General features: G+C 59.1%; 21 protein-coding genes, 1 tRNA gene and 1 pseudogene. 12 read left to right on the top strand and 11 right to left on the bottom strand.

Translation table 11 applies throughout. From position 1 onward, the window contains the following. Position 1 precedes the first annotated feature (1 nt). Together H7698_RS27295 and H7698_RS27290 are read left to right on the top strand one after the other, a co-directional pair. Complete coding sequence (locus H7698_RS27295) at positions 2–496, top strand: tripartite tricarboxylate transporter TctB family protein (protein WP_194693438.1); 495 nt, start codon at positions 2–4, stop codon at positions 494–496. A 13-nt stretch (positions 497–509) separates the two neighbouring features. After that, positions 510–2,018, top strand: a complete 1,509-nt coding sequence (locus H7698_RS27290; RefSeq protein WP_194693437.1) for a tripartite tricarboxylate transporter permease — start codon at positions 510–512, stop codon at positions 2,016–2,018. A gap of 6 nt (positions 2,019–2,024) precedes the next feature. Here H7698_RS27290 and H7698_RS27285 read toward each other — a convergent pair whose 3' ends face one another. The 3 genes from H7698_RS27285 to H7698_RS27275 form a co-directional block, all read right to left on the bottom strand. After that, entirely contained in the window at positions 2,025–4,466 is a 2,442-nt protein-coding gene (locus H7698_RS27285; protein ID WP_194693436.1) for a TonB-dependent siderophore receptor, read from the bottom strand. A gap of 137 nt (positions 4,467–4,603) precedes the next feature. Then, a complete protein-coding gene (locus H7698_RS27280; protein ID WP_194693435.1) occupies positions 4,604–5,572 on the bottom strand; it encodes a FecR domain-containing protein in 969 nt (322 codons plus the stop codon). Next, a complete protein-coding gene (locus H7698_RS27275; RefSeq protein ID WP_194693434.1) occupies positions 5,569–6,075 on the bottom strand; it encodes a sigma-70 family RNA polymerase sigma factor in 507 nt (168 codons plus the stop codon). Before H7698_RS27275 ends, H7698_RS27280 begins: the two co-directional genes overlap by 4 nt. 201 nt (positions 6,076–6,276) lie before the next feature. Here H7698_RS27275 and treS point away from each other — a divergent pair, with 201 nt between their 5' ends. Next, positions 6,277–8,343 carry a maltose alpha-D-glucosyltransferase gene (treS, locus tag H7698_RS27270; protein ID WP_194693433.1) on the top strand — a complete coding sequence of 689 codons (2,067 nt, stop codon included), beginning with the start codon at positions 6,277–6,279 and terminating at the stop codon, positions 8,341–8,343. A gap of 177 nt (positions 8,344–8,520) precedes the next feature. Here treS and H7698_RS27265 read toward each other — a convergent pair whose 3' ends face one another. Beyond that, the gene (locus H7698_RS27265) at positions 8,521–9,309 is read right to left on the bottom strand and encodes an AraC family transcriptional regulator (protein ID WP_194693537.1); all 789 of its coding nucleotides are present in this window, start codon (positions 9,307–9,309) and stop codon (positions 8,521–8,523) included. Positions 9,310–9,394: 85 nt separating this feature from the next. Between H7698_RS27265 and H7698_RS27260 the strand changes: the two genes are divergently transcribed. Next, positions 9,395–10,393 (top strand): bile acid:sodium symporter family protein, encoded by a 999-nt coding sequence (locus H7698_RS27260; RefSeq protein WP_194693432.1) that lies wholly within the window; start codon positions 9,395–9,397, stop codon positions 10,391–10,393. A 291-nt stretch (positions 10,394–10,684) separates the two neighbouring features. Here the strand turns inward: H7698_RS27260 and msrA are convergent, their stop codons facing one another. Further along, positions 10,685–11,191, bottom strand: coding sequence for a peptide-methionine (S)-S-oxide reductase MsrA (gene msrA / locus H7698_RS27255; protein ID WP_194693431.1), 507 nt, complete (start codon positions 11,189–11,191; stop codon positions 10,685–10,687). Positions 11,192–11,939: 748 nt separating this feature from the next. On the opposite strand from msrA, the gene H7698_RS27250 reads away from it, so the two are divergent. From H7698_RS27250 to H7698_RS27240, 3 genes are all read left to right on the top strand, one after another. Further along, positions 11,940–13,040 (top strand): polyamine ABC transporter substrate-binding protein, encoded by a 1,101-nt coding sequence (locus tag H7698_RS27250; protein ID WP_162440658.1) that lies wholly within the window; start codon positions 11,940–11,942, stop codon positions 13,038–13,040. Between the two features lie 219 nt (positions 13,041–13,259). Continuing rightward, the gene (locus H7698_RS27245) at positions 13,260–13,640 is read left to right on the top strand and encodes a RidA family protein (RefSeq protein ID WP_162440659.1); all 381 of its coding nucleotides are present in this window, start codon (positions 13,260–13,262) and stop codon (positions 13,638–13,640) included. 116 nt (positions 13,641–13,756) lie between these two features. Continuing rightward, the gene (locus H7698_RS27240) at positions 13,757–14,203 is read left to right on the top strand and encodes an HIT family protein (RefSeq protein ID WP_194693430.1); all 447 of its coding nucleotides are present in this window, start codon (positions 13,757–13,759) and stop codon (positions 14,201–14,203) included. Between the two features lie 77 nt (positions 14,204–14,280). Here the strand turns inward: H7698_RS27240 and H7698_RS27235 are convergent, their stop codons facing one another. After that, positions 14,281–14,730 (bottom strand): hypothetical protein, encoded by a 450-nt coding sequence (locus H7698_RS27235; protein WP_194693536.1) that lies wholly within the window; start codon positions 14,728–14,730, stop codon positions 14,281–14,283. A gap of 345 nt (positions 14,731–15,075) precedes the next feature. Between H7698_RS27235 and H7698_RS27230 the strand changes: the two genes are divergently transcribed. Continuing rightward, positions 15,076–15,150, top strand: a tRNA-Gln gene (locus H7698_RS27230). 120 nt (positions 15,151–15,270) lie between these two features. Here H7698_RS27230 and H7698_RS27225 read toward each other — a convergent pair. Continuing rightward, positions 15,271–16,212, bottom strand: a complete 942-nt coding sequence (locus tag H7698_RS27225) for a phosphotransferase (protein ID WP_194693429.1) — start codon at positions 16,210–16,212, stop codon at positions 15,271–15,273. A gap of 304 nt (positions 16,213–16,516) precedes the next feature. Here H7698_RS27225 and H7698_RS27220 point away from each other — a divergent pair, with 304 nt between their 5' ends. Then, the gene (locus H7698_RS27220; protein ID WP_194693535.1) at positions 16,517–16,972 is read left to right on the top strand and encodes a GNAT family N-acetyltransferase; all 456 of its coding nucleotides are present in this window, start codon (positions 16,517–16,519) and stop codon (positions 16,970–16,972) included. Between the two features lie 43 nt (positions 16,973–17,015). On the opposite strand, the gene H7698_RS27215 is transcribed toward H7698_RS27220, so the two are convergent. From H7698_RS27215 to H7698_RS27205, 3 genes are all read right to left on the bottom strand, one after another. Further along, a complete protein-coding gene (locus H7698_RS27215; protein WP_194693428.1) occupies positions 17,016–18,194 on the bottom strand; it encodes a trans-sulfuration enzyme family protein in 1,179 nt (392 codons plus the stop codon). Next, positions 18,191–19,567: a pyridoxal-phosphate dependent enzyme gene (locus H7698_RS27210; protein ID WP_194693427.1), complete on the bottom strand. Its 1,377-nt coding sequence runs from the start codon at positions 19,565–19,567 to the stop codon at positions 18,191–18,193. The genes H7698_RS27215 and H7698_RS27210 overlap by 4 nt, the downstream gene beginning before the upstream one ends. A gap of 422 nt (positions 19,568–19,989) precedes the next feature. Next, entirely contained in the window at positions 19,990–20,418 is a 429-nt protein-coding gene (locus H7698_RS27205) for a nuclear transport factor 2 family protein (protein ID WP_194693426.1), read from the bottom strand. Between the two features lie 148 nt (positions 20,419–20,566). Between H7698_RS27205 and H7698_RS27200 the strand changes: the two genes are divergently transcribed. After that, positions 20,567–20,833, top strand: a complete 267-nt coding sequence (locus H7698_RS27200; RefSeq protein ID WP_194693425.1) for a ParD-like family protein — start codon at positions 20,567–20,569, stop codon at positions 20,831–20,833. Beyond that, positions 20,830–21,603: a type I methionyl aminopeptidase gene (gene map / locus H7698_RS27195; protein ID WP_194693424.1), complete on the top strand. Its 774-nt coding sequence runs from the start codon at positions 20,830–20,832 to the stop codon at positions 21,601–21,603. Before H7698_RS27200 ends, map begins: the two co-directional genes overlap by 4 nt. A 473-nt stretch (positions 21,604–22,076) precedes the next feature. Here the strand turns inward: map and H7698_RS27190 are convergent, their stop codons facing one another. Then, positions 22,077–22,607 carry a glyoxalase superfamily protein gene (locus H7698_RS27190; protein ID WP_162440672.1) on the bottom strand — a complete coding sequence of 177 codons (531 nt, stop codon included), beginning with the start codon at positions 22,605–22,607 and terminating at the stop codon, positions 22,077–22,079. Between the two features lie 288 nt (positions 22,608–22,895). Between H7698_RS27190 and H7698_RS27185 the strand changes: the two are divergent. Beyond that, positions 22,896–23,375: pseudogene (locus H7698_RS27185) on the top strand (VOC family protein). Positions 23,376–23,406 lie beyond the last annotated feature (31 nt).

The following is a 23,406-nucleotide window of genomic DNA, read 5'->3' as shown; positions in this document are numbered from 1 at the left end:
AATGGCCGGGACTCGCTCGATAGTGCCCGCGCAACTGGCGATCGGCGTCGGCCTGATTGCCCTCTGTGCAACGCTGGCGCTCGGTGCCTATCGGTTTCCCGCCGAAATGGGCTTCGTCATTCTGGCGGCGTACGTCTATCCCTACGCGCTGGCGGCCTTCGTCGGCGTTGTCGGCCTGGTGTTGTGTTATCAGGCGCTGACCGGCGGCTTTCGCGATCTCGCCGACCATGAGGATGAATCGGCCCGCGCGCTACCCGGTGGCAAGGCGGGGGTGGCGTGGGTGACGGCGGGGCTTGTCGCCGTGGCCTTGCTCATTGATGTCATTGGTTTTGTGTTGGCGGCCGCGTTGCTCTTTGCCTGTTCTGCCAGGGGATTCGGCAGTCGTCATCCGCTGCGAGACCTGGCCATCGGCATGGCCCTGACCTTGCCGATTTACTGGCTGTTCAACGCCGGACTCGGGGTTTCCCTGCCGCCGCTGGTCAACGCCTGGATCTGAGGAGATCGACAGCATGGACATTCTCTCGAGCCTGGCGATGGGGTTTTCAGCGGCGCTCACACCGATCAATCTGATGTGGGGTTTTATCGGATGTTTGCTCGGCACCGCCATTGGCGTGTTGCCGGGTATCGGCCCGGCGCTGACAGTGGCCTTGCTGCTGCCGATCACCGCCAAGGTCGATCCGACCGGCGCGCTGATCATGTTCGCCGGGATCTACTACGGTGCGCAGTTCGGCGGCTCGACCACGTCCATCCTGCTCAACACACCCGGCGAATCGTCGTCCATGGTCACGGCCCTGGAAGGCAACCTCATGGCCCGCAACGGTCGAGCCGGACCGGCGCTGGCCACGGCAGCGATCGGATCGTTTGTCGCCGGCACCATCGCCACCATCCTGCTGACCCTGTTCGCCCCGGTGGTCGCCAGGCTGGCGCTGAACTTCGGCCCGGCGGAGTATTTCGCGATTCTGGTGCTGTCATTCACGACGGTTTCTGCGGTGCTCGGCGCTTCGATGTTGCGCGGCTTTGCATCGTTGGGGCTCGGGTTGGCCATCGGCTTGATCGGCCTGGACTCGACCTCCGGGATCGCCCGCTACACCTTGGGCGTGCCGGAACTGGTGGACGGCATCGAAGTGGTGCTGGTGGCGGTCGGTCTGTTTGCGGTGGGGGAGGCGTTGTACAGCCTGCTGTATCAGAAAGAAGAAACTTCGGGCCGGCATCGCCTGACCTCGTTGTGGATGACCCGCGCGGACTGGAAGCGCTCGATTCCCGCCTGGCTGCGGGGCACGCTGATCGGCTTTCCCTTTGGCTCGATTCCGGCCGGCGGCGCGGAAATTCCGACCTTCCTGTCTTACTCCACCGAACGCAAACTCAGCAAGTACCCGAAGGAGTTTTCCGCGAACAAAGGCGAGGGGGCCATCGAAGGGGTCGCCGGGCCGGAAGCGGCGAACAATGCGAGCGCGACCGGTTCGCTGGTGCCGCTATTAACCCTCGGCATTCCGACATCCGCCACGGCGGCGATATTGTTGGCGGCGTTCCAGAACTACAACCTGCAACCGGGGCCGATGCTCTTCGAAACGTCCGCCGACCTGGTCTGGACGCTGGTGGCTTCGCTGTACATCGGCAACGTCATTTTGCTGGTGTTGAACCTGCCGCTGGTGGGCCTTTGGGTCAAGCTGCTGCAGATCCCCAGACCGTACCTGAACGCCGGGATTCTGGTGTTTGCCACCATTGGCGTTTACGGCATGCGTCACTCGTCATTCGATCTGTTGCTGATGCTCGGGATTGGCTGGGGCGGGGTGTTGATGCGGCGGTTCGACTTTCCTGTGGCCCCGGTGATCGTCGGCATGTTGCTGGGGCCGATGGCGGAAAAACAGCTGCGCAACGCCTTGTCCATCAGCCAGGGCGACTGGCTGATTTTCGTCACGCAGCCCATATCGGCTGCGTTCCTGGCGTTGACGCTGTTGGTGCTGCTGGTTCCCCATCTGCTGCATGCCCGGGGTATCAAGCTGCATGAGGATGATTGAACAGGCTTAAAACTGCGGGGTGTATTTCACGCTGAACATCAGGTTGCGTGGATCACCGTAGTTGTTGTTGCCGTTAAGCTGGTTAAACCCGGCGGTGATGTAGCGCTTGTCGAACAGGTTGTTGGCGTTGACCGCGAGGCCGACTTCCGGGGTGAGCTGATAGCCGACACGCGCATTCCACACGGTGTAGCCCGGCACTTCATAGGTGTGTTCGTAACCCAGGGTGTGACTCTGTGTCGTGAAGCCCAGACCGGTGCTGAGACGGTTGAAGTCGCCACTGAACTGGTAGTCGCTCCATACCCGCAACATGTGCTTGGGCGTCCAGGTGCTGAAGGTCTTGCCTTCGTTGTCCGGGTCGTCGAGGTACTGGGTGGTGTTGTAGGTGTAGCCGGCGAACAGTTGCAGACCATTGAGCACTTCACCGCTGATTTCGGCATCCAGGCCCTGGCTGCGGACTTTCCCCGAGGCGGTGGAGCAATACCAGCCGTCGCAGGCAAAACCCGAGGCCACATCGTTGACCGCGCGGTTTTCCTGGTCGTAGCGGAACAGCGCCAGGGACGTATTGACCCGGCCATCCATCAGTTCGCCCTTGAGGCCGACTTCGTAGTTGCTGCCGATCACCGGTTTGAGCACCGAGCCGCTGACAGTGCGCGAAGTCTGGGGCTCGAACACGTCGGTGTAGCTGGCGTAGACCGCCCACTCGCGGTTCAGGTCATAAACGATGCCGGCGTAGGGCGTGACTTCGCCGTTTTCGCTCATGTTGCTAGGGGCTTGGGGCGTAGCGAAATCTTCAAATGCGTTCTGGGTCGACGACTTGTAGCTGTAGTCGTACCAGCTGACGCGGGAGCCAAGCACCAGTGTGAGTGGCTCGAACGGCTTGACCCGCCAGCTGCCATAAAGGCCTTTCTGGCTGATGTCGTACTTGCTGGGAGTGGCGCGACCACCCGGGGTGTTGAGTATTCCCTCGTAGCTGATCTCGGGACGATGGTGGTCAATGCCAAAGATCGTGTCCGTACTGTTGTTGAAGGTGCGGGCGAATTTGTCGTCGGAATGCAGCTTGGAGTAGTTGCTGCCGATCATGACTTCCTGCGGCATGGACAAGGCATCGAAGTGCCCGGTGAGGTTCATGTCCAGGCCGATCTTGGTGGCGTCAAAGTCCGAGACGAAGTCGGCATATTGCACGCCGCTGCCATCGTCATTGATGCTTGCGCCTGAGGATTGCAGCCGTTGGTTTTTGGCTTCGTTGTCTTCAGTCATGTGCACGGCGCCGACCTTGAATGCCCAATCGTCATTGAACCGGTGTTCCAGGTCTGCATAGACCGTGGTGACGTCAATTTGCGAGTGGTTCCAGGTCGAGCCGGTGAAGGTGGAGCGGGGCACGTTGACCATGCTGCCGTCGGCGTAGCGCGGCAGGCCACGGATCATCGGGCGCGACTCGGCCTCGGTGCGGCTGACCGCCAGGCCCAGGGTAGTGTCCTCGCGCAGATCGAAATCCAGTGCGCCGTACAGCGAGTGGGTTTTGCTCCATTCGTAGTCGATGAACGAATGGCTGTCGTCCTCGTCGGCGACCAGGCGTCCACGCACCGTGCCGCTCTGATTCAGCGGGCCGCCAGCGTCCAGTTGCAGGCCGTAGCGGTCCCAGGAGCCGGCCTTGCCGGTGAGGGTTACGGTGGGTGCGTTCTGGCCGCGTTTGCGGACCAGGTTGATCGCGCCACCCGGGCTGCCGGTGCCCTGGAGCAAGCCGGAAGCACCGCGCAGGATTTCCAGGCGATCAAAGAAAATCAGGTCCTGAGTCGCCCAGTTTCCCAGTGCATACATGTTGCGCGGGATAGGGACGCCGTCGTATTGCCAGTCATCGATCTGAAAGCCGCGTGAGGTCAGGATCATGCCTTTGCCCACGCCCTGAACGCCGACCAGGCCGGTGGTGTGATTGGCGGCATCCTTGAGGTCAGTCAGGTCCTGATCGTCCATTTGCTTGCGGGTCATCACGGTGACCGACTGCGGAATTTCCTTGAGGGTGTGCGTGCCTTTGCCGATGGTTACTGCCCGCGCGGCGTAGGAGCCGGAGCCTTCGGTGGTGGCGTCGACGCTGCGTTCAACGATGTTGGTTGCGCCCAGTTGCAACGCTGCGCTGTTGTCCGGCGCCGGCTCGACGCTGAAGTTTCCTTGACCGGTCACGCGCAATTGCAGCCCGCTGCCGGCCAGTGCCTTGTTCATCGCCTGCTCGGGGAGCATCTGGCCAACCACTGCTGGCGCCTGTTTGCCCTGTACCAGCACGGGTTCGAGGGAAACAATATGGCCGCTTTGGCTGGCAATTGCATTCAACGTGGCGGCCAACGGTCCGGCCGGCAGGTTGAAAGTCAGAGGTTGCGCCTGGGCCAGGGCAGGGCTGGCCAGGGTGGCTAGGGCAACGGCGACGGAAAGGGCGTGGGGCCACGGGTTGAACACAGCATTCTCCTGATGATTTGTAAGTGTCAGGAGATAGGTGGGATGAGAATCAAAAACCGGACACGAATAAGAATTATTGTTAAAAATTATCAAGCATCGCTCTGGCCATGTGGCGGGCTTTGAGAGGGTTATGTTGGTTATTTTGCTCGAACCAGCGTCAGCCAGGGACTGTAGCGATCCACCCGGATCGGCAGGGTTTCGGCCAGTGCGTTGAGAGTGCGGTCCGGGTCGTCGAGGGGGAAAACACCTTGAACGCGCAGGTGACGAACTTCGGGTGCCACGCGGACAAATCCCCGGTTGTAAGGGCGCAATGCGTCGACGACTTGCTCAAGGGGTTCGTCGAGCACATTCAGGCGTCCGACCATCCAGTCGGCGCGAGCGCGCTGGTCGCCGATGATGGGCGTGATGATTGCGTCAGACAGCGTGGCCGACTGACCTTCCTGCAGCGTCCGGGTCGTGCCGTCCTGAAGCTGCACCTCAACCGAATGCTGCAGCACAATCACCCGAGTCGCTTCCTGTTCCTGAGCCACCAGGAACCGCGTCCCCAGCGCCCGCACTTCACCTTGGGCCGTGCGTACGCGCAACGGCCGGCGGGGATCGGGCGCCACCTGTATCACCAGCTCGCCGTGACGCAGGATCACCAGACGTTGTTTGTCGTCGAAGCGCAGGTCCACGGCGCTGTTGGCGTTCAGGCTCAGGCGGCTGCCGTCCGCCAGATTGAAGTCCTGTCGCTGGCCGCGTCCGGTGTACAGGTCCGCCAGCAGTGAGTCTCCCAGGGGGCTGCGTGCGCCGAGCCACAGGCCGCCGCCCAACAGACCCAGACCGGCAATGACCCGCAGCGCATCCCGTCGCGATCCGTGGGGCTGAAGCAGGATTTGCCGGGCTTCACCGGCCTGGCCGGGCAGGCGCCGGTCCAGGGTGCGGACGGTGTTGAAGGACCCGCCAAGGCGTTCCTGCAAGGTCGTCCAGGCCTGCAGGTGCGCGGGGGCTGCTCCCAGCCAGGTATTGAAGCGCGCTTGCAAGGCGGCATCGGGCGTCGCGGCACGCAGCTTGACCATCCAGTCGATGGCCTCCTCGCTGACAGGGTCCAGGCGCCGAGTGCTCATGGTGTCAACTCACTCAGGTAGCACTGACGCAGGGCTTGTTTCATGTAGCGGCTGACCGTGCGTTCCGACAGCCCCAGTTTCTGCGCGATGGCCACGTAGCTCAGGCCGTCCAGCTGGCTGTAGAGGAAGGTGGCCTTGACGACCTGTGGCAAGCCGTCGATGGCCCGGTCGATGGCGACCAGCGCTTCGATCAGCAGCAGTTGTTCTTCGGGAGAGGGGGCCAGCGCTTCGGGCAGCAAGGACAGGCGCTCGACATAGGCCAGCTCTAGCTTGCGGCGCCGATGACGATCGAAAATCAGTCGCCGGGCAATAGTCGACAAATACGCACGAGGTTGTTCGATGCTGTCGGGATCAACCTGCGCCGCCAGCAACTGGCAAAAGGTGTCGGCGGCGGTGTCCTCGGCGTCCGCGTGATTGCGCAGGCGCTGCTGGATATGCTGCAGCAGCCAGCGGTGATGGTCGCTGAAAAAGAAGCCCAGCTTGCGGGTCGAAGAGGGTTGCACCGGTCGGCTTTCCAGATGTGAGTGAGAATCGCTCTCAATACTACCTGTGCGATGGTGGCGACTGCAATCACTCGATAGTGGCATGGGTCGACGCCAGAGATGCAACGAATGCCCCGTCAGGGCCTCATATGAAAACGAGCCGTGCCATTGAAGCGAGATGGCCGAGTGCGATTTTGAACCCAGACAACAGGTGATTGTTTTATGACGGCGGCGGAAAAAAACCATGTGTCCTGGCTGGTAGAACAATCGATGCTGCACGCGGCGCGGCAGCGGGCCAAGCTCTACTCGGGCCAGGGTCGACTGTGGCAGCAGCCCTACGCCCATACCCGGCCTCGGGATGCGTCGGCGCTGGCGTCGGTGTGGTTCACCGCGTATCCGGCGTCCATCGTCACTCGCGAAGACGGCACCGTGCTCGAGGCGTTGGGCGATGAAACCCTGTGGCATGCACTGTCGAGAATCGGCATCCAGGGCATTCACAATGGCCCGCTGAAGATGTCGGGCGGTTTGCGAGGCACGGAGCAGACACCGACCATCGATGGCAATTTCGACCGCATTAGTTTCGAGATCGACCCGCAACTGGGCACCGAGGCGCAGTTGCAGGCCCTGACCCGCATGGCCGCCGCGCACAACGCCGTGATCATCGACGACGTGATTCCGTCCCACACCGGCAAAGGCGCTGATTTTCGCCTGGCCGAGATGGCGTATGAGGACTACCCGGGTCTCTACCACATGGTGGAAATTCGCGAGGAGGACTGGCCGCTGCTGCCGGACATTGCCGAAGGCCGCGATGCCCAGAACCTCAGCCCGCAGCAGGTCGACATCCTGCGGGACAAGCATTACATCGTCGGTCAGTTGCAACGGGTGATCTTCTTCGAGCCCGGGGTCAAGGAAACCGACTGGAGCGCGACACCGGTGGTGATCGGCGTCGACGGCAAGCCGCGGCGTTGGGTGTACCTGCATTACTTCAAGGAAGGGCAGCCGTCGTTGAACTGGCTGGACCCGACGTTCGCCGCGCAGCAGATGATCATCGGCGACGCACTGCATGCCATCGACGTGATGGGGGCGAAGATCCTGCGTCTGGACGCCAACGGCTTTCTTGGCGTGGAGCGCAAGCTCGATGGCACCGCCTGGTCGGAAAGCCACCCGTTGTCGATCACCGGTAACCAGTTGCTGGCCGGTGCCATTCGCAAAGCCGGCGGCTTCAGTTTTCAGGAACTGAACCTGACGGTCGACGACATTGCCGCCATGTCCCACGGCGGCGCCGACCTGTCTTATGACTTCATCACTCGCCCGGCCTACCAGCATGCCCTGCTGATGGGCGATACCGAATTTCTGCGCTTGATGCTGCGCCAGATGCACACCCTGGGCATCGATCCGGGCTCGCTGATCCACGCGTTGCAAAACCACGATGAGCTGACCCTCGAACTGGTGCATTTCTGGACGCTGCACGCCCATGACACCTACCTGTATCAGGGGCAAACCTTTCCTGGCAGCATCTTGCGCGAACACATTCGCGAGCAAATGTACGAACGTCTCGCCGGGGAGCATGCACCCTACAACCTGAAATTCGTCACCAACGGCGTGTCGTGCACCACCGCCAGCATCATCACTGCGGCATTGGGGATTCGCGATCTCGACGCGATCACGGACGCGGATATCCAGCAGATTCGTCAGGTGCACCTGCTGTTGGTGATGTACAACGCCATGCAGCCGGGGGTGTTTGCCTTGTCGGGTTGGGACCTGGTCGGTGCGTTGCCATTGCCGGCAGAACAGGTCGCGGACCTGATGCTCGATGGCGATACCCGCTGGATTCATCGCGGTGCCTACGATCTGGTGGACCTCAACCCGGACGCGCCATTGTCGGCGGGTCAGATGCCCCGTCCCAAGACCTTGTACGGCAGCTTGCCGACGCAATTGAAGGACCCGGATTCGTTTGCCTCGCAGCTGAAAAAAATCCTCGCCGCGCGCCGCGCTTATGACATTGCCGCCAGTCGCCAGATCCTCGTGCCGGACGTGCAGCACCCCGGTCTGTTGATCATGGTTCACGAACTGCCGGCCGGCAAAGGCACGCAAATCACCGCGCTGAATTTCGGTTCGACGCCGATCACTGAAACCTTGCACCTGCCCAACATCGCGCCGGGGCCGGTGGTCGATATCATCAACGAGCGGGTGGAAGGCGACCTGACAGACGAGGGTGAGTTCACCATTACGCTGGATGCCTATGAAGGCCTGGCGCTGCGGGTGGTCAGCAGTTCGCCGATGATTTAGCGGCCTGTGGACTAACCCGACCTGTAGGCGCTGCCGAAGGCTGCAATCTTTTGATCTTGCTGTGTTTGTGGTTTGGGAAGATCAAGATCAAAGATCGCAGCAGCTCCTGCAGGGTGTCGGATTGCTTGTGATGGCGGTGTGTCAGGTACCAGGTTTGGCCGCTGTTGAGTGTTTTCTCTATCGAAAAAACTCCCCTGGCGTATCGCCAAACTGTTGCCGAAACGCCGCGATAAACGCCGAAGTTGAATCATACCCGCAGGCCAGTGACACATCGGTAACCCGCGCGCCCTGCTCCAGAGGCGTCAGGGCGCCGAGCAAGCGCAAGCGTTGGCGCCATGCGCGGAACGTCAGGCCGGTGTCGCGCAGGAACAATCGGCTCAGGGTTTTCTCGCTCACGTTGAATTTCTGGCTCCAGTGAGCCAGCGTCGTCTGTTGTTCCGGGTGCAGTTGCAGGCTGTGATAAATCTGCCGCAATCGGCTGTCCTGGGGCAGTGGCAACATCAAGTCTATCTGGGGTGCCTCGGCCAGCTGATCCAGCAGCACCTGCGTCAGCCGTCCCTGCGCGCCGTCCTGCTCATACTCCACCGGGATCTTGCTGAACGCGTGGATCAGCTCCCGCAGCAGATTGCTGACGCCGAGGACATGGCAGCGCTGCGGCGCCCAGGCCGTGACGCTGCAATCGAGGTACAAGCTGCGCATTTCCGTGCGCGGCGAACTGAAGACCCGGTGCGGCATGCCCGCCGGAATCCACACCGCACGCTCGGGCGGAGCAACGAAGCGTCCGGCGCTGGTTTGCACTTCAAGCACGCCCTGGATCGCGTACGACAATTGCACCCACGGGTGGCTGTGGCGTCGGGTCAGCGCACGGTTCGGCAGCGATTCGGTACGTCCGTAGACAGGTCTCGGCAGGCTGGGAAGCCCGGGAATACTGCGTCTTACGCTTTTATCATGTCCTTTTGGCGGCATCAGCTGGCTCATCGGCGTTAGTCGGTCATCGCCAGTCACGTTAGAGTCGTTCCCACGTCCTTGGCAACCCCCGGATATCTCTCTGATGACTCGCCCTCGTTTCCTCCCCGATAACTTCACCCTGACCTTGATCGGCGTGGTGATCATCGCCAGCGTGCTGCCTGCCAGCGGGCAAGTCGCGGTCGGCTTTGGCTGGTTGACCAACAGTGCCATCGCGCTGCTGTTCTTTTTGCACGGGGCGAAGCTGTCCCGCGAGTCGATCATCGCCGGCGCTGGCCACTGGCGCCTGCACCTGCTGGTGTTCGGCCTGACGTTTGTGCTGTTCCCATTGCTCGGCCTGGCGCTCAAACCGTTGATGGCGCCCATGATCGGCGATGAACTTTACATGGGCATGCTCTACCTCTGCGCGCTGCCCGCCACGGTGCAGTCGGCCATTGCCTTCACCTCTCTGGCGCGGGGCAATATTCCCGCAGCGATTTGCAGTGCGGCGGCGTCGAGCCTGTTCGGGATTTTTCTGACGCCATTGCTGGTCACGCTGATGCTGGACGTTCATGGCGATGGCGGCTCGACGCTCGACGCGATTCTGAAGATCAGCGTGCAATTGCTGTTGCCGTTTATTCTCGGGCAGATCGCGCGTCGCTGGATCGGCGCCTGGGTAGCGCGCAATAAAAGCTGGCTGAGATTTGTAGATCAGGGGTCGATCCTGCTGGTGGTTTACGGGGCTTTCAGCGAGGCGGTGACTGAGGGCATCTGGCATCAGATTCCCCTGTGGGAACTGGCGGGGCTGGTGGTTGTTTGCTGCATCTTGCTGGCGTTGGTCATCGTGGCGGCGACGGTGCTTGGCAAGGCTTTTGGCTTCAATCAGGAAGATCGCATCACCATCCTTTTCTGCGGTTCGAAGAAGAGCCTGGCTACCGGCGTGCCAATGGCGCAGGTGTTGTTCGCCGGTAGCACCATTGGTGTGCTGATATTGCCGGTGATGCTGTTCCATCAGATTCAGTTGATGGTTTGCGCGGTGCTGGCGCAGCGTTACGCCAAACGCCCGGAAACGGTGGCCGAGCTGATGGGGCAGGTGGATCCGTGATCGCATAACCCTGTGGAAAGGTAATGCTGTTCACTGAAGAAAAGCTTCAGGCGGGCACAATATTGTTGCGAGGGGATCTAATTGTGGCGAGGGGATTTATCCCCGTTGGGCTGCGAAGCGGCCCCAAAACCTGCAACCGAGGTGTATCAGGTACACCCGCGTGTGATGGTTTTACGACTGCTACGCAGCCGAACGGGGCGGTGCGACGTTTCGCTAAATCCCCTCGCCACAGGGTTGTGCGGTGAATCGGGGATGAATCCCCTCGCCACAGAGTTATGCGGTGATTCGGGACTATTTGCGTTTGGGTAACTTCCAGTTCGGCCGGATGAAATGGCAGGTATAGCCATTCGGATACTGTTCGAGGTAGTCCTGGTGCTCGGGTTCGGCTTCCCAGAACGGTCCGGCAGGTGCGATTTCGGTGACGACCTTGTCCGGCCAGAGGCCTGACGCATCGGCGTCGGCCACGGTGTTTTCCGCGACTCGTTTCTGTTCCTCACTGAGGTAGAAGAGGGCAGAGCGGTAGCTGGTTCCCACATCGTTGCCCTGGCGATTCTTCGTTGTCGGATCGTGGATCTGGAAGAAAAATTCGAGGATTTGCCGATAACTGATCTGATCCGGATTGAATACGATTTCCAGCGCTTCGGCGTGGGTGCCATGGTTGCGGTAGGTGGCGTTGGGCACGTCTCCACCCGAATAGCCCACCCGCGTGGACACCACGCCGGGGTAGCGTCTGAGCAGATCCTGCATCCCCCAGAAGCAGCCTCCGGCGAGAATGGCAGTTTCAGTTTGCGTCGTCATTTTGCGGTTCATCCCGTTAGTGAAATTGGGCTTTTTCAGAGGGCGCGTATTGGCTACTGATTACCGGCCGGACTGTTGAACGGGTCAGTGTAGCTGCCCGTTATGGTGGATCGACTATACGAGCCTGATTCACCCCACGTATACCGAAAAAAGACGACGGGACAAGCGTGGGTTTTTCTTGCTTCCGGCAGTTCTAATGTCAGGCCGAATCAATCTAAAACGCGAACACGTTTTTGCGGGGGCTTTGCTATTCTCAAACCTGTAGGTGAAGACGCAGACTGATGCGCAAGCGGATAGCGAGGAAACGCGGGGCAGCGTTCCGAAGGGTACACGGTTAGAAAGATCTCCGCGCTGAGATCCAGCCCTGATGCCGTGTGAAGCACGAGCGCACAAAACGCTTGTGTGGGAGTCCTGATAAACCTTGTAAGCCAGATACCAGCACTGGCCACCTACTCAAATTCCAAGCCCGCCTCGCGCGGGCTTTTTCGTTCTTCGAGATCCATCTTCGCCGCACACAATAGATCGTTGATCGTCCAAATGCGGACATGGATTTTGGCCACTTCGATCTCCTTTTGGCCAACCTCGCACTGTGATCAACCCCGACTGTCAGCAAGAATCGAACAAGAGCGCGTGTTGCCGAGCGCCCAGCGATATAACAACCAAAATCTTGCCCTTGGCTTTTTTCAAAACCGCTGCCGTGTACAGAACATAAAAACCGTCGTACTAACGTCACACTTGGGGAAAATCCATGGTCACGATGAAACGCATACTGGGCGCCACTGTGTGTGGGCTGACGCTGCTCGCCAGCGCCGTGCAGGCTGAACAGCGCGAGCTGAGGGTGTACAACTGGGCGGACTACATCCTGCCGTCCGTGCCCAAGGATTTCGCAAAGGACACCGGCATCAAAGTGACCTGGGACACCTTCGACACCAACGAGTCCCTGGAAGCCAAGCTGCTGACGGGCAACTCGGGGTACGACCTGGTGGTGCCCTCGAACCAATTCATCGAAACCCAGATCAAGGCGGGGGTTTTCCAGAAACTCGACAAGTCCAAACTGCCGAACTGGAGCCATCAAGACCCTGAATTGCTCAAACTGCTGAACAAGAATGACCCCGGTAATCTGTACGGCGTGCCTTACATGTACGGCACCGTACTGATCGGCTTCAACCCGGCCAAGGTCAAGGCGGCCCTGGGTGACAATGCCCCGGTGGACAGTTGGGACCTGGTGTTCAAGCCCGAGAACATGGAAAAGCTCAAAGCCTGCGGCGTGGCGATGCTCGACTCACCGTCGGAAATCCTGCCCCTGGCTTTGCATTACCTGGGGCTGGATCCGAACAGCCAGAACCCGGACGACTATGAGAAAGCCAAGGCGCTGATGATGAAGATTCGGCCCTACGTCACCTATTTCAACTCCGCCAAGTACATGACCGACATCGCCAATGGTGATATCTGCGTTGCCATCGGCTACTCGGGCAGCTTCTACCAGTTTGGCAATCGCGCCAAAGAAGCCGGCAACGGTGTGGTGGTGGATTGGCGCTTGCCAAAAGAAGGCGCGCCGATCTGGTTTGACACCTTCGCGATTCCAAAAAGCGCGAAGAACGTCGAAGAGGCCCACGAGTTTCTCAACACGCTGCTGGACCCGAAAGTCATCGCCCCCATCAGTGATTTCCTTGGCTACCCCAACGCCAACAAGGACTCGCTTGCGTTGATCAACAAGGACATCACCGGCAATCCGAACCTCACGCCGACCAGCGAAGCCCTCAAGACGCTGTATGTCGTGCAGCCCCTTCCGCAGAAGCTTGAACGCGTGCGTACGCGCGTCTGGACCAGCATCAAGTCCGACAAGTAATGCCATCATCCGCACCGTTGCGCGTCGATGCGCAATGGTGTCGGGCAGGGCGCAATCAGAAGGGATCGTGCGGCCCGGCCCGCTGCCCAACACACGCAAGATGCCGGAGCGCATGGCGAACTCGACGATGTGGGTTGTAAACTGCCCCGGCAGAAGGCGTCGCCGCATTCATTTTTTCAGCGGCCCGCCAACCCATTGACCCCTTACCAAGAGATTCCCATGGCCAACCACGACATCACCTACGTCCCCGATCCTGACGAGGATTCCATCTCGTCCGACGTCACCGGTTTCGGCGGGCTGCTGGTCTCCACGCAGATCCCCACCCGTGCCGACGGCAGTCTGGAACTGGGCGATATCACAGTGCAAAGCGAATGCACCCTGCAGGCACTCAAGGTTGCGCTGGAGCGCGCCGGCAGTTCCATGGACCGCGTCCTGCACCTGACCATCTACCTCACCGACATGGCTGATCGCGCCGCCTTCAACGAGGTATACAAACGCTTCTTCGCCAAGCCCTGGCCGGTTCGCGCCGCCGTTGGCGTGGCGGCTCTGGCCGTGGAAGGCATGCGCGTGGAAGTGACCGCGATGGCAGCCAAGGGCTGAGTCTGCGTGTTCGTCCGTGGCGTCACTCAGCGTGCGGCGCCACCGACCGCGTTCATCCGCAATGCCTGCCCCAGACTGTGCATTCGATGCCATGGACAACACTACTAGGACCCGTAATGCCTCTGATATCGCAACGTGTAGAGATGGCACGCAACGGAACAAACGATAAGGTCATTTGCCGAATGGCGTCCGGTTGGGCGGTCATGGGCGACGTGCAGTTTCTACCTGGATACTGCCTGCTGCTGCCCGATCCTGTCGTATCAAGCCTGAACGATCTGGATGCACAAGCCCGCGCGACCTACCTGCTCGATATGGCGCGCATCGGAGACGCGGTTTTACAGGCCACCGATGCACTTCGTATGAACGACGAGATACTGGGCAATTCAGAGCCTGAGCTGCATTGCCACATTTTTCCGCGCTACGACTCCGAGCCGGACGACAAACGCAAGATGCCTGTGTGGTTCTACGACTGGAAAACCGCGATCGCCTACTCAGAGGAAATACACGGAGATCTGCGTAAAAGAATTGCCGAGTTGCTGGCAAAGCACGAAGTAAATCCCTGATTGGCACATACCCTTTGGCGAGGAAGTAAACTCCCTCGCCACAGGGATATTCGGGGTGACGGCTACCAATGGAGCACCTACCCCGCACTTGCTTGCTTGATATCCCCGCAAAAGATATCGACGTTGCCACTCTCCGGCGCCGTTCGCACCAATATTGAGTGCTCATTGGAAAGCAGGACCGACAGCTCAACAGGTGCCGTTCTGGACATCGTCCAACCGCGTACGGCCTGGCGTTCGGTGTTGACCTGATCATTCAATGCGTAGGCGACCGGACCAGGTTGCTGGCAGCTGCCTTTATTGATGAAGGTGTAGAGGCGCAAGGGTAGGGTCACCCCGCTCGGCGCTCCGCTGATGAAAAAGCTGAGGCCGGTTTGCTTGTCCTGGCTCGTCAATGTGACGGACCCGATCTGCCCGGTGTTCTGCCGAGTGGCAACCAACGGAACATTCACGCCATGGTTTGATGAAGTCGAGCAGCCCGCCAGGCTGGCGGTGATCATCAGGAGGGCCAGTGAACCTGCAAGTTTCATTGCCAACCTCCAACGTTGAAGAACTGCCATGGGAAACTATTCGGTATAGCGCATTAATCGCATCCCAAGTGGTGCCCGTGCGAAATTGGCTGGGTGCCTGACCGGCCGGATGACCAGCTGGCACTTTTTGGTTGAGTGTCCTGGCCAATAGTGGTAGAGGCAAGCGACTGTTTTAAAACGAAAAAAATCTTATTTTGGGCTTCCATGATGAAGCGAAAGTTGATAAATTTCCGCGCATTCCTGCACAGGGCCTTACGGCGCTGACAGCGAACGCAGCAACACTTCCTGTTGCTCACAAACCAGCGACACAGAAACACCGTGCATCGCGCACATCGCAACAGATACAGGGGCGTCGCCAAGCGGTAAGGCAGCAGGTTTTGATCCTGCCATGCGTTGGTTCGAATCCAGCCGCCCCTGCCATTTCTCAATAACTATTCCTGTCTAAAACCCGTGATCAGCGTTCACTTCGACGCGCTCGCTTTCGATATTCCGTGAGAAAGGAAAATGAGTACATCAACGGATCTGAGAAGCTGGTGCAGCTCATAATCGGCTGCTGAATTCCTGGGCACACCAGGCATCAATGTTGGCTTTTACCTTGTCGTTCAAATGTCCCGTCCAGATAGCCTGAGACGGCCCTTTCAGACGGTACAGAACTTGGAAACTCAGGTGACGCCTGAAGCGCCTGTACTTGGCAATATTGCGGGTGTCAATTTCATAACAGTGCCAGAGCAAGTTGATCACTGCTTCGATATCCTCGTCGATGACCGAAGCAGCAATGACTATTTCAGATATCAAATAGGCGGCGTCGTGTGTGCCACAGCCCAATTGACCTTGCTCGAAATCTATTATTGCAATGCGTCCGTCTTCGCAAATAATAATATTTCTGGAGTTCAAATCTCCGTGCAATAAAGTCTCTTCTATTGTCAGGTGTTCGTTTAGAAAAGCATTTGCTTCCTCAAGGTTTTTGTTTTGTAAGAATTCGAAAGATTTTTGGTATTGAAGAATTGCTTTGTAGCGTTTGAAGGCTTCACTGTTGATTTTTAGAATAGGTGTGTTCGAATTTTTTAATTCATGAAAGGATTTGAGCCATATTAAAACGTGTGCAACCCTTTCAACAGCCAAAGAGAATGTCGCTTGATTCACCATGTATTCAAACAGGTAAATCCCTTTGGCACCCTCCATGGCAATGGCTCTGTTTTCGAGATCCACAGCCATCAATCGAGGCACATACACGTTGCTCGTGACTACCGTTTGAGCTTGCTCATGCAAGGCAACAGCAATTTCATACCGCTGTAGAGCGGTGGTTGGCAGGGGAGGGAAACTCAGGGCTTTAGCCTGGTCTGAAAACGATTTTATGTAGAAATGCTCCCCCGCCTTGATCACGCAATGCACGTCATTAAATAAACCTCCGTCCACCACGCAAGCAATATCATTGCGCGCCAGCTTAAGGGCTCTATAAAGTTTTTGGTGGCGCGGATTCAATTTTTTTCACTCGAAGCAATGCTTTATGACAGAGATTCCTGCAAACATATTGCTGGCCGAGGCTGTGCGTCAATAGCGAAAAAGATATAGGGAGTTTAGCTCACTTTTTTTGTAGTCCGAAACCCTTAATAAGTACTACTCGTTATACGTGGTAGGAAGTTACCTATGACTTTTTCCTTATCCATCATGCGCGGTAGACGTTTTTCTCCGGTTCTGCCCAACATCTATGGCGACTACTCCCAATCTATCGTCCATCGCCGCATCCGTTTACGATGGGCCTTTCCACGGAGCGGAGGCACACCCAATGGATTGTCATATTCGACTCGCAACAGCCCTCGATGCAGAAGCAATCAGCCTCATCACGATCAGATCACTGCGTGAATCCAACGCGCAGGATTACTCGCCCGACGTCATCGCGCGCGTGGAGCAGGGCTTTTCCCCGCAAGGGATTCTTGGGTTGATGGTGCAGCGTCAGGTCTATGTGGCGACGGTCGATCAACAGGTCGTCGCAACCGCCAGCCTGGATAAGGACGTTGTACGAAGCGTATTTGTCGACCCGCACTATCAAGGGTGCGGCATCGGTCGGCAGCTCATGGCGGTCATTCATGTGGCGGCCATCGACGCGGGCCTGGATGTTTTGCGGGTGCCGTCTTCGATCACTGCCGAGGGCTTTTATGCTTCGTCGGGGTATCGAAAAATCCGCGATGAGTTTCACGGTGACGAGCGCACGATCATCATGCACAAGTGTTTGATGAAGTAGCGGGGCGGCTCGGTGCCCCGCTGGTGTCGCTACCGAACGCTTGTCACACCCGCGCCAGCGCCTGAGCCAGATCCGCTCGCAAGTCTTCCACATCTTCGACGCCCACCGACAAGCGCACCAGCGCATCGCCGATGCCCAGTTGTGCGCGGGTGTCGGCGGGGATGGTGGCGTGGGTCATGATTGCCGGGTGTTCGATCAGGCTTTCGACGCCGCCCAGGCTCTCGGCCAGGGCGAAGATTTGCACGCTTTCGAGGAAACGCCTGGCGCCTGCCAGATCACTGTTCAGATCAAGGGAGATCATGCCGCCGAAACCACGCATTTGCCGCTGTGCCAGCTCGTGCTGGGGGTGTGACGGCAGGCCCGGATAGTAGACGCGTGCGACTTGCGGTTGGCGTTCCAGCCATTGCGCCAGTTCCAGTGCGTTGCTGCAGTGGCGTTCCATGCGCAGTGCCAGGGTTTTTACGCCGCGCAGGGTAAGGAACGCGTCGAACGGGCCGGCGATGGCGCCGACGGCGTTTTGCAGGAAGCCCAGTCGCTCGGCCAGTTCAGGGTTTTGTCCGACCACGGCGATGCCGCCGATCACGTCAGAGTGGCCATTGAGGTATTTGGTGGTCGAGTGCAGCACGATGTCGAAGCCCAGTTCCAGCGGGCGCTGTATCCAGGGGCTGGCGAAGGTGTTGTCCGCCACGCAGATGATACCTCGGGCACGGCAGAGGCGAGCGATGGCAGCGAGGTCGGTGAGGCGCAGCAGAGGATTGCTGGGTGTCTCGACCATGACCATGCGCGTGTCGTCCTGCAGCGCAGCTTCGAAGGCCGACAGGTCGGTCAGGTCGACGAAACTGAATCGGTGCCCGGCGCTGCGCTGGCGGACCTTGTCGAACAGGCGGAAAGTGCCGCCGTAGAGGTCATTGCCGGAGACGATGTGTGCATTGGCATCGAGCAGTTCGAGTACGGTGGAGATCGTGGCCAGCCCCGAGGCGAAGGCGAATGCCTGGGTGCCGCCTTCGAGGTCGGCGACGCAGCGTTCCAGGGCAAAACGCGTCGGGTTGTGTGAGCGGCCGTAGTCGAGACCTTTGTGCACGCCGGGGCTCTGTTGCAGGTAGGTGGAGTTGGCGTAGATCGGCGGCATCAACGCCCCGGTGGACGGGTCCGGCGTCTGCCCGGCGTGGATCACGCGGGTGGCAAACGCATGTGGCGGGGCGGTTTCATCGTGCTGACTCATGCAAGGGATCTCCGTAAATGATTGAGCAGGTCGACGCGAGTGATCAGGCCGTGGAACCCCGCAGCGTCGGCGATGATCGCCACCAGTCCGCGGTCGAGCTCCGCCTGGAGTTCTGCCAGGCCGGCGCCGGGCGGCAGGGTTTGAACCTTGTTGGTCATAGCGCTGGCGACGGTCATGCGAAAGTGCGACGCGTCTTCCTGCATGCCGAGCAGGATGTCGGATTCATCGATCACGCCGACCAGTTGTTGCCCGTTCACCAGTACCGGCAACTGCGAGACATCGGCCAGGCGCATGCGCTGGAACGCCGTGAGCAGGGTGTCGTCCGGACCGACGCTGATCACCCGGCCATCTTCGAAACGCCGGGCGATCAGGTCGCGCAAATCGCCGTAGCGTTTGTACTGCAGGAGGCCTTGATCGTTCATCCACTGGTCGTTGTAAACCTTGGACAGGTAGCGGGTGCCGGTGTCGCAGACGAAACTGACCACGCGCTTGGGCTCGGTTTGTTCGCGGCAGTAGCGCAACGCCGCCGCTAGAAGAGTGCCGGTGGAAGAACCACCGAGAATGCCTTCGGCGCGCAGCAGTTGGCGGGCGTGATCGAAGCTTTCCTCGTCGCTGATCGAGTAAGCCTTGCGCACACTGGAGAGGTCGGCAATTGACGGGATAAAGTCTTCGCCGATGCCTTCGACGGCCCAGGACCCCGGCGTGCCGAGCGTGCCGCTGCGGCTGTACTCGGCCATCACCGAGCCCACCGGGTCAGCCAGCACCATTTCGAGATCCGGTTGCACGCGGCTGAAAAAACGCGTCAATCCGGTCAGGGTGCCAGCGGAACCTACGCCGACCACGATGGCGTCCAGATCATGCTGGGTCTGCGCCCAGATTTCAGGCGCGGTGCTGCATTCGTGAGCGAGGGGATTGGCCGGGTTGTTGAATTGGTCGGCAAAGAACGCGTCGGGAATGTCCTGAGCCAGGCGCGCGGCAACATCCTGGTAGTACTCGGGATGACCTTTGCCGACGTCGGAGCGGGTGATGTGCACTTCGGCGCCCATCGCCTTCAAGTGCAGGACTTTCTCGGTGGACATTTTGTCGGGCACCACCAGGACCACTCGGTAGCCCTTGGCGCGGCCGACCAGGGCCAAGCCAAGACCGGTGTTGCCGGCGGTGGCTTCGACGATAGTGCCGCCGGGTTTGAGGCGACCATCGCGTTCAGCGGCATCGATCATTGCCAGGCCGATGCGATCCTTGATCGAACCGCCGGGGTTCTGTGATTCGAGTTTGAGAAACAGGGTGCACGGGCCGGTATCGAAGCGGCTGACACGCACCAGTGGCGTGTTGCCGATCAGTTCGAGCACGGCAGGGCGGGAGTCGCTGGGCATGTCGTCACCTCGCTACTGAATTCGCAATGGATGGACAGCAATTCGCTGCAAGTCGTCGCACCAAAAACGGGCGACGTCTGGCATGGACCATAGGTCGGGATGGTGTCATTCGCAACTGTGGATGGCTGGCCGGTTGTGCTGGTGGGCTGGAGTCGGGGTAAAGAAAGATCAAAAGATCGCAGCCTCGTTTCACTCGACAGCTCACCGCTCCTGCAGACGTGGATCTCTGTAGCAGCTGGCGAAGCCTGCGTTCGACTGCGTAGCGGTCGCTGGCCAGAACAATGTGATGTCGGCTTGAAAAACAGGGCCGCTTCGCGCCCCAACGCAGGCTTCGCCAGCTGCTACAAAAACGCGTCCCGCCGATCCCTGTAGCCGCTGCCGAATGCAACGAGGCTGCGATCTTTCAACAAATTACCCCAAACTCAAGCCTTGCTCGCCGCCAGGTAAGTACCCAGCCGCTGCCCCATCTGTTCCCCCAACGCCTGCAAGCCACTCAACGGCCGGACCATTACTTCGAAATCGACAATCTTGCCTTCTTCGTTGAACCGAATCATGTCGATGCCCTTCAACTCTTTTCCGTTCACGTTGGCGCTGAACTCCAGCACCACATTCAAACCGTCCGCGGTGGCCAGTTCACGGTGATATTTGAAATTCTCGAAGACGTCGAACACCGTGGTGAGAATCATCGCCACCACGGCGGCACCGGGGTAGGGCGTGTGCGCCATCGGCGAGCGGAAGACCACGTCGGGTGCCAGCAATTCGGGCAAGGCGTGCAAATCAGCGTTGGCAATCATCTGGTGCCACTGGCTCAAGGACGCCAAGGCGTTGGGGTGCAGGTTCAGCTCGGACATGTTCGACTCCTGTTTTTGTTGTTCTGCGAAGCCTGACGTTATACCAACCCTGATCTTCAAAGGGCAGGGGGTTGATGTCCGAGCATTTGCAATCCACAGGCTTCATACTTAATATACGTTTCATATGCATTTCATATTAGGTAAGGCAATGGGTATCGTAAAAATTTCAGAGCACATGCACGAGAATCTACGGGTCGCCAGCGATGCGTTGAGTCGCTCGATAAACGCCCAGGCCGAACACTGGATGCGCATCGGCATGCTGGCGGAGCTCCATCCAAATCTTGATCACAGTGACATCTGTCGCTTGCTGATTCGTGCCGAACTGGCAGGGGGGCTTGATTTGAAGGCGTTGGGTACGCTGGAGGAATTTCCTCGGGCAGATCAGGTTCATGCGGCCATGGGAGCCAAGCAATGAAGGCGCACGTCCCGATCAACACGCCGGCACAAATAGCACAGTCCCGTGTGGCGGGCATGCTGGCCGCGGAGGTGCTGGCGATGATTGCTCCTTACGTGAAGGCGGGAGTGACGACCGACGAGCTTGATCAGCGTTGCCACGACTACATCGTCAATGTACAGAAAGCCATTCCCGGCAACGTCGGCTACCACGGATTCCCCAAAACGGTCTGTGCGTCCGTGAATCATGTGGTCTGCCATGGCATCCCGTCGAAGACGCCACTGAAGGATGGCGACATCGTCAACATCGACATTGCCGTGGTGAAGGATGGCTGGTTCGGCGACACCAGCCGCATGTACTGCGTGGGTGATCCCACTCCGGACGCACTGCGGCTGATCAATACCACCTATGAGGCGATGTGGGCCGGCATTCGCACGGTTCGCCCCGGCGCTACGCTGGGTGACATTGGTCACGCGATTCAGACGGTTGCGGAAAAAGACGGTTTCAGCGTCGTGCGCGAATACTGCGGTCACGGAATCGGCAAGGTTTATCACGATGAGCCGCAGATTCTTCACTATGGCTATCCCGGCCAGGGGATGACGCTCAAGACCGGCATGATCTTTACCATCGAACCCATGTTGAACGCCGGCAAACGCCATGTGAAAACCCTGGCCGATGGCTGGACCGTGGTCACCAAGGATCAGTCCCTCTCAGCGCAGTGGGAACACATGGTGGCGGTCACAGACGAGGGTTATCAGGTGTTGACGCCTTGGCCGGACAGTACCGACTGAAAAGCATTCTGGGCACCCCTTTAGCAGCCGCCGAATGCAGCCTTCGGCAGCTGATACAGGGAGTAGGGTGAAGACGTGTACGTACCGGCGGTCAGACGGTATGAATTATCTCGGATGGATTCACTCGATGAACGGTGGAGGTTTGCTTCGCAATGGCGGTGATATCCGCCCGGGGCGCACTCAATGACATCGGTAGACGACTTCAGAACCAAATCTCACGAACTTCTAATCGAACTCGACGCCGCTACCATGGGCATGATGCAGCTGGTCTCCTCCAGATGTGTGTCCGGGCCAGTATGGGAAGAGGCGACTCGACGGCATCACGATGCTTATGAGGTCTGGAACACCTTTCTCAACGTGCCAGAGTCAGGGGTGAGCCCGGACGCTCTCTGACCTTTGCCAGGAGCGACCGGGTTTTTCAACTGCTTGAAGATGACCGAAGCGGACCGGGTTACCCAGTCCGCACGGCGAGGTCAGCTTTGGCAGAACCGGATCCGGTTACCGAAAGGATCGTAGACCTCAAGGATCTTTCCCCAGCCCTGTTCAACGATATCCGGCCGTCCGTACCCGTAGCGTTTGCCCTGTAACTCGTCCCGCAGCAGTTCGATATTTTGCATCGGGACGAATATCGTCGAGCCAGGGCTCGCATCGCCATGATGCTCCGAGAGATGAAGGTGCAGGCCGTTGCGGCTGATGCCCAGGTACAGCGGTAGATCGGCTTCGAAACGGTGTTCGAATTCGACGCTGAACCCCAGGAAATCCAGGTAGAACTCACGCGCCTTGGCCTCGTCAAACATCCGCAAAATCGGGATGGCTTTGTCGAACGTTATCCCGGGCGTGGCGTTTTCCTGTGGCAGCAGCGCTGCTGCGGTGTTCCAGTCCTTGTAGCCCAACTGCTGCGCCACTGTTTCAAGCGCGGTGGCGTGGGACACCTCTTGATTGCGACCTTCCAGCGAAGTGCGCAACCGCTTGGCCATCTGCTTGGCTTGCTCGATTGAAATCATTGTTCCTCCTGTGGTCCAGGCATGTGGGTGCTCGCGTTGCCAAACCTCGACCTTCAAGAGAATCAACAGGATTTGGAGAGAAGAGATGCTTTCACCTGTCCTTTCGGAAGCGAGCGGCGGGCAGCATCGGCCCGGGCGGATGATACATCACTCCCACAACTACATCTTCACCAGTCACTGAACGGGTGTGCATGCCTGGTCACCTGTGGGAGCAAGCTTTGTTCCTACAATTGGATCTGCGTATCCACTGCTAGAATTGTTGTCTCAGTTCTATCCTGGAGAACCAAGATGATCAGTAAAAATACGATTTGTCTCTGGTACGACGGCACGGCCCTGGATGCAGCGACGTTTTATGCCAAGACGTTCCCGGACAGTGCCGTAGGGGCCGTCAATCGGGCGCCGGGTGATTATCCGGCGGGCAAGCAGGGCGATGTCTTGACGGTCGAGTTCACGGTGATGGGCATTCCTTGCCTGGGTCTGAACGGCGGATCGGGGGTCACACACAACGAGGCGTTTTCATTTCAGGTGGCGACCGACGATCAGGCTGAAACGGACCGTTTGTGGGACGCGATCATCGGCAATGGCGGTAGGTAGAACGTCTGTGGCTGGTGCCAGGACAAGTGGGGTTTGTCATGGCAGATCACGCCACGCATCTTGTCGACGGCCATCGCCAGCCCTGATCGAGCGGCGGCCAAGCGTGCCTTCGAAGCGATGATGCAGATGAAAAAAATCGACGTCGCGGCGATTGAGGCGGCTCTGAAGGGGTGACCGGCGCTTGATCCGCACGATGTCGCGTACA

Source organism: Pseudomonas sp. p50(2008) (assembly GCF_015351605.1).
In the GTDB taxonomy this organism is placed as follows: domain Bacteria; phylum Pseudomonadota; class Gammaproteobacteria; order Pseudomonadales; family Pseudomonadaceae; genus Aquipseudomonas.
The sequence above is the reverse complement of the archived record's forward strand: the minus strand, read 5'-3'. Positions and strand labels throughout refer to the sequence as shown.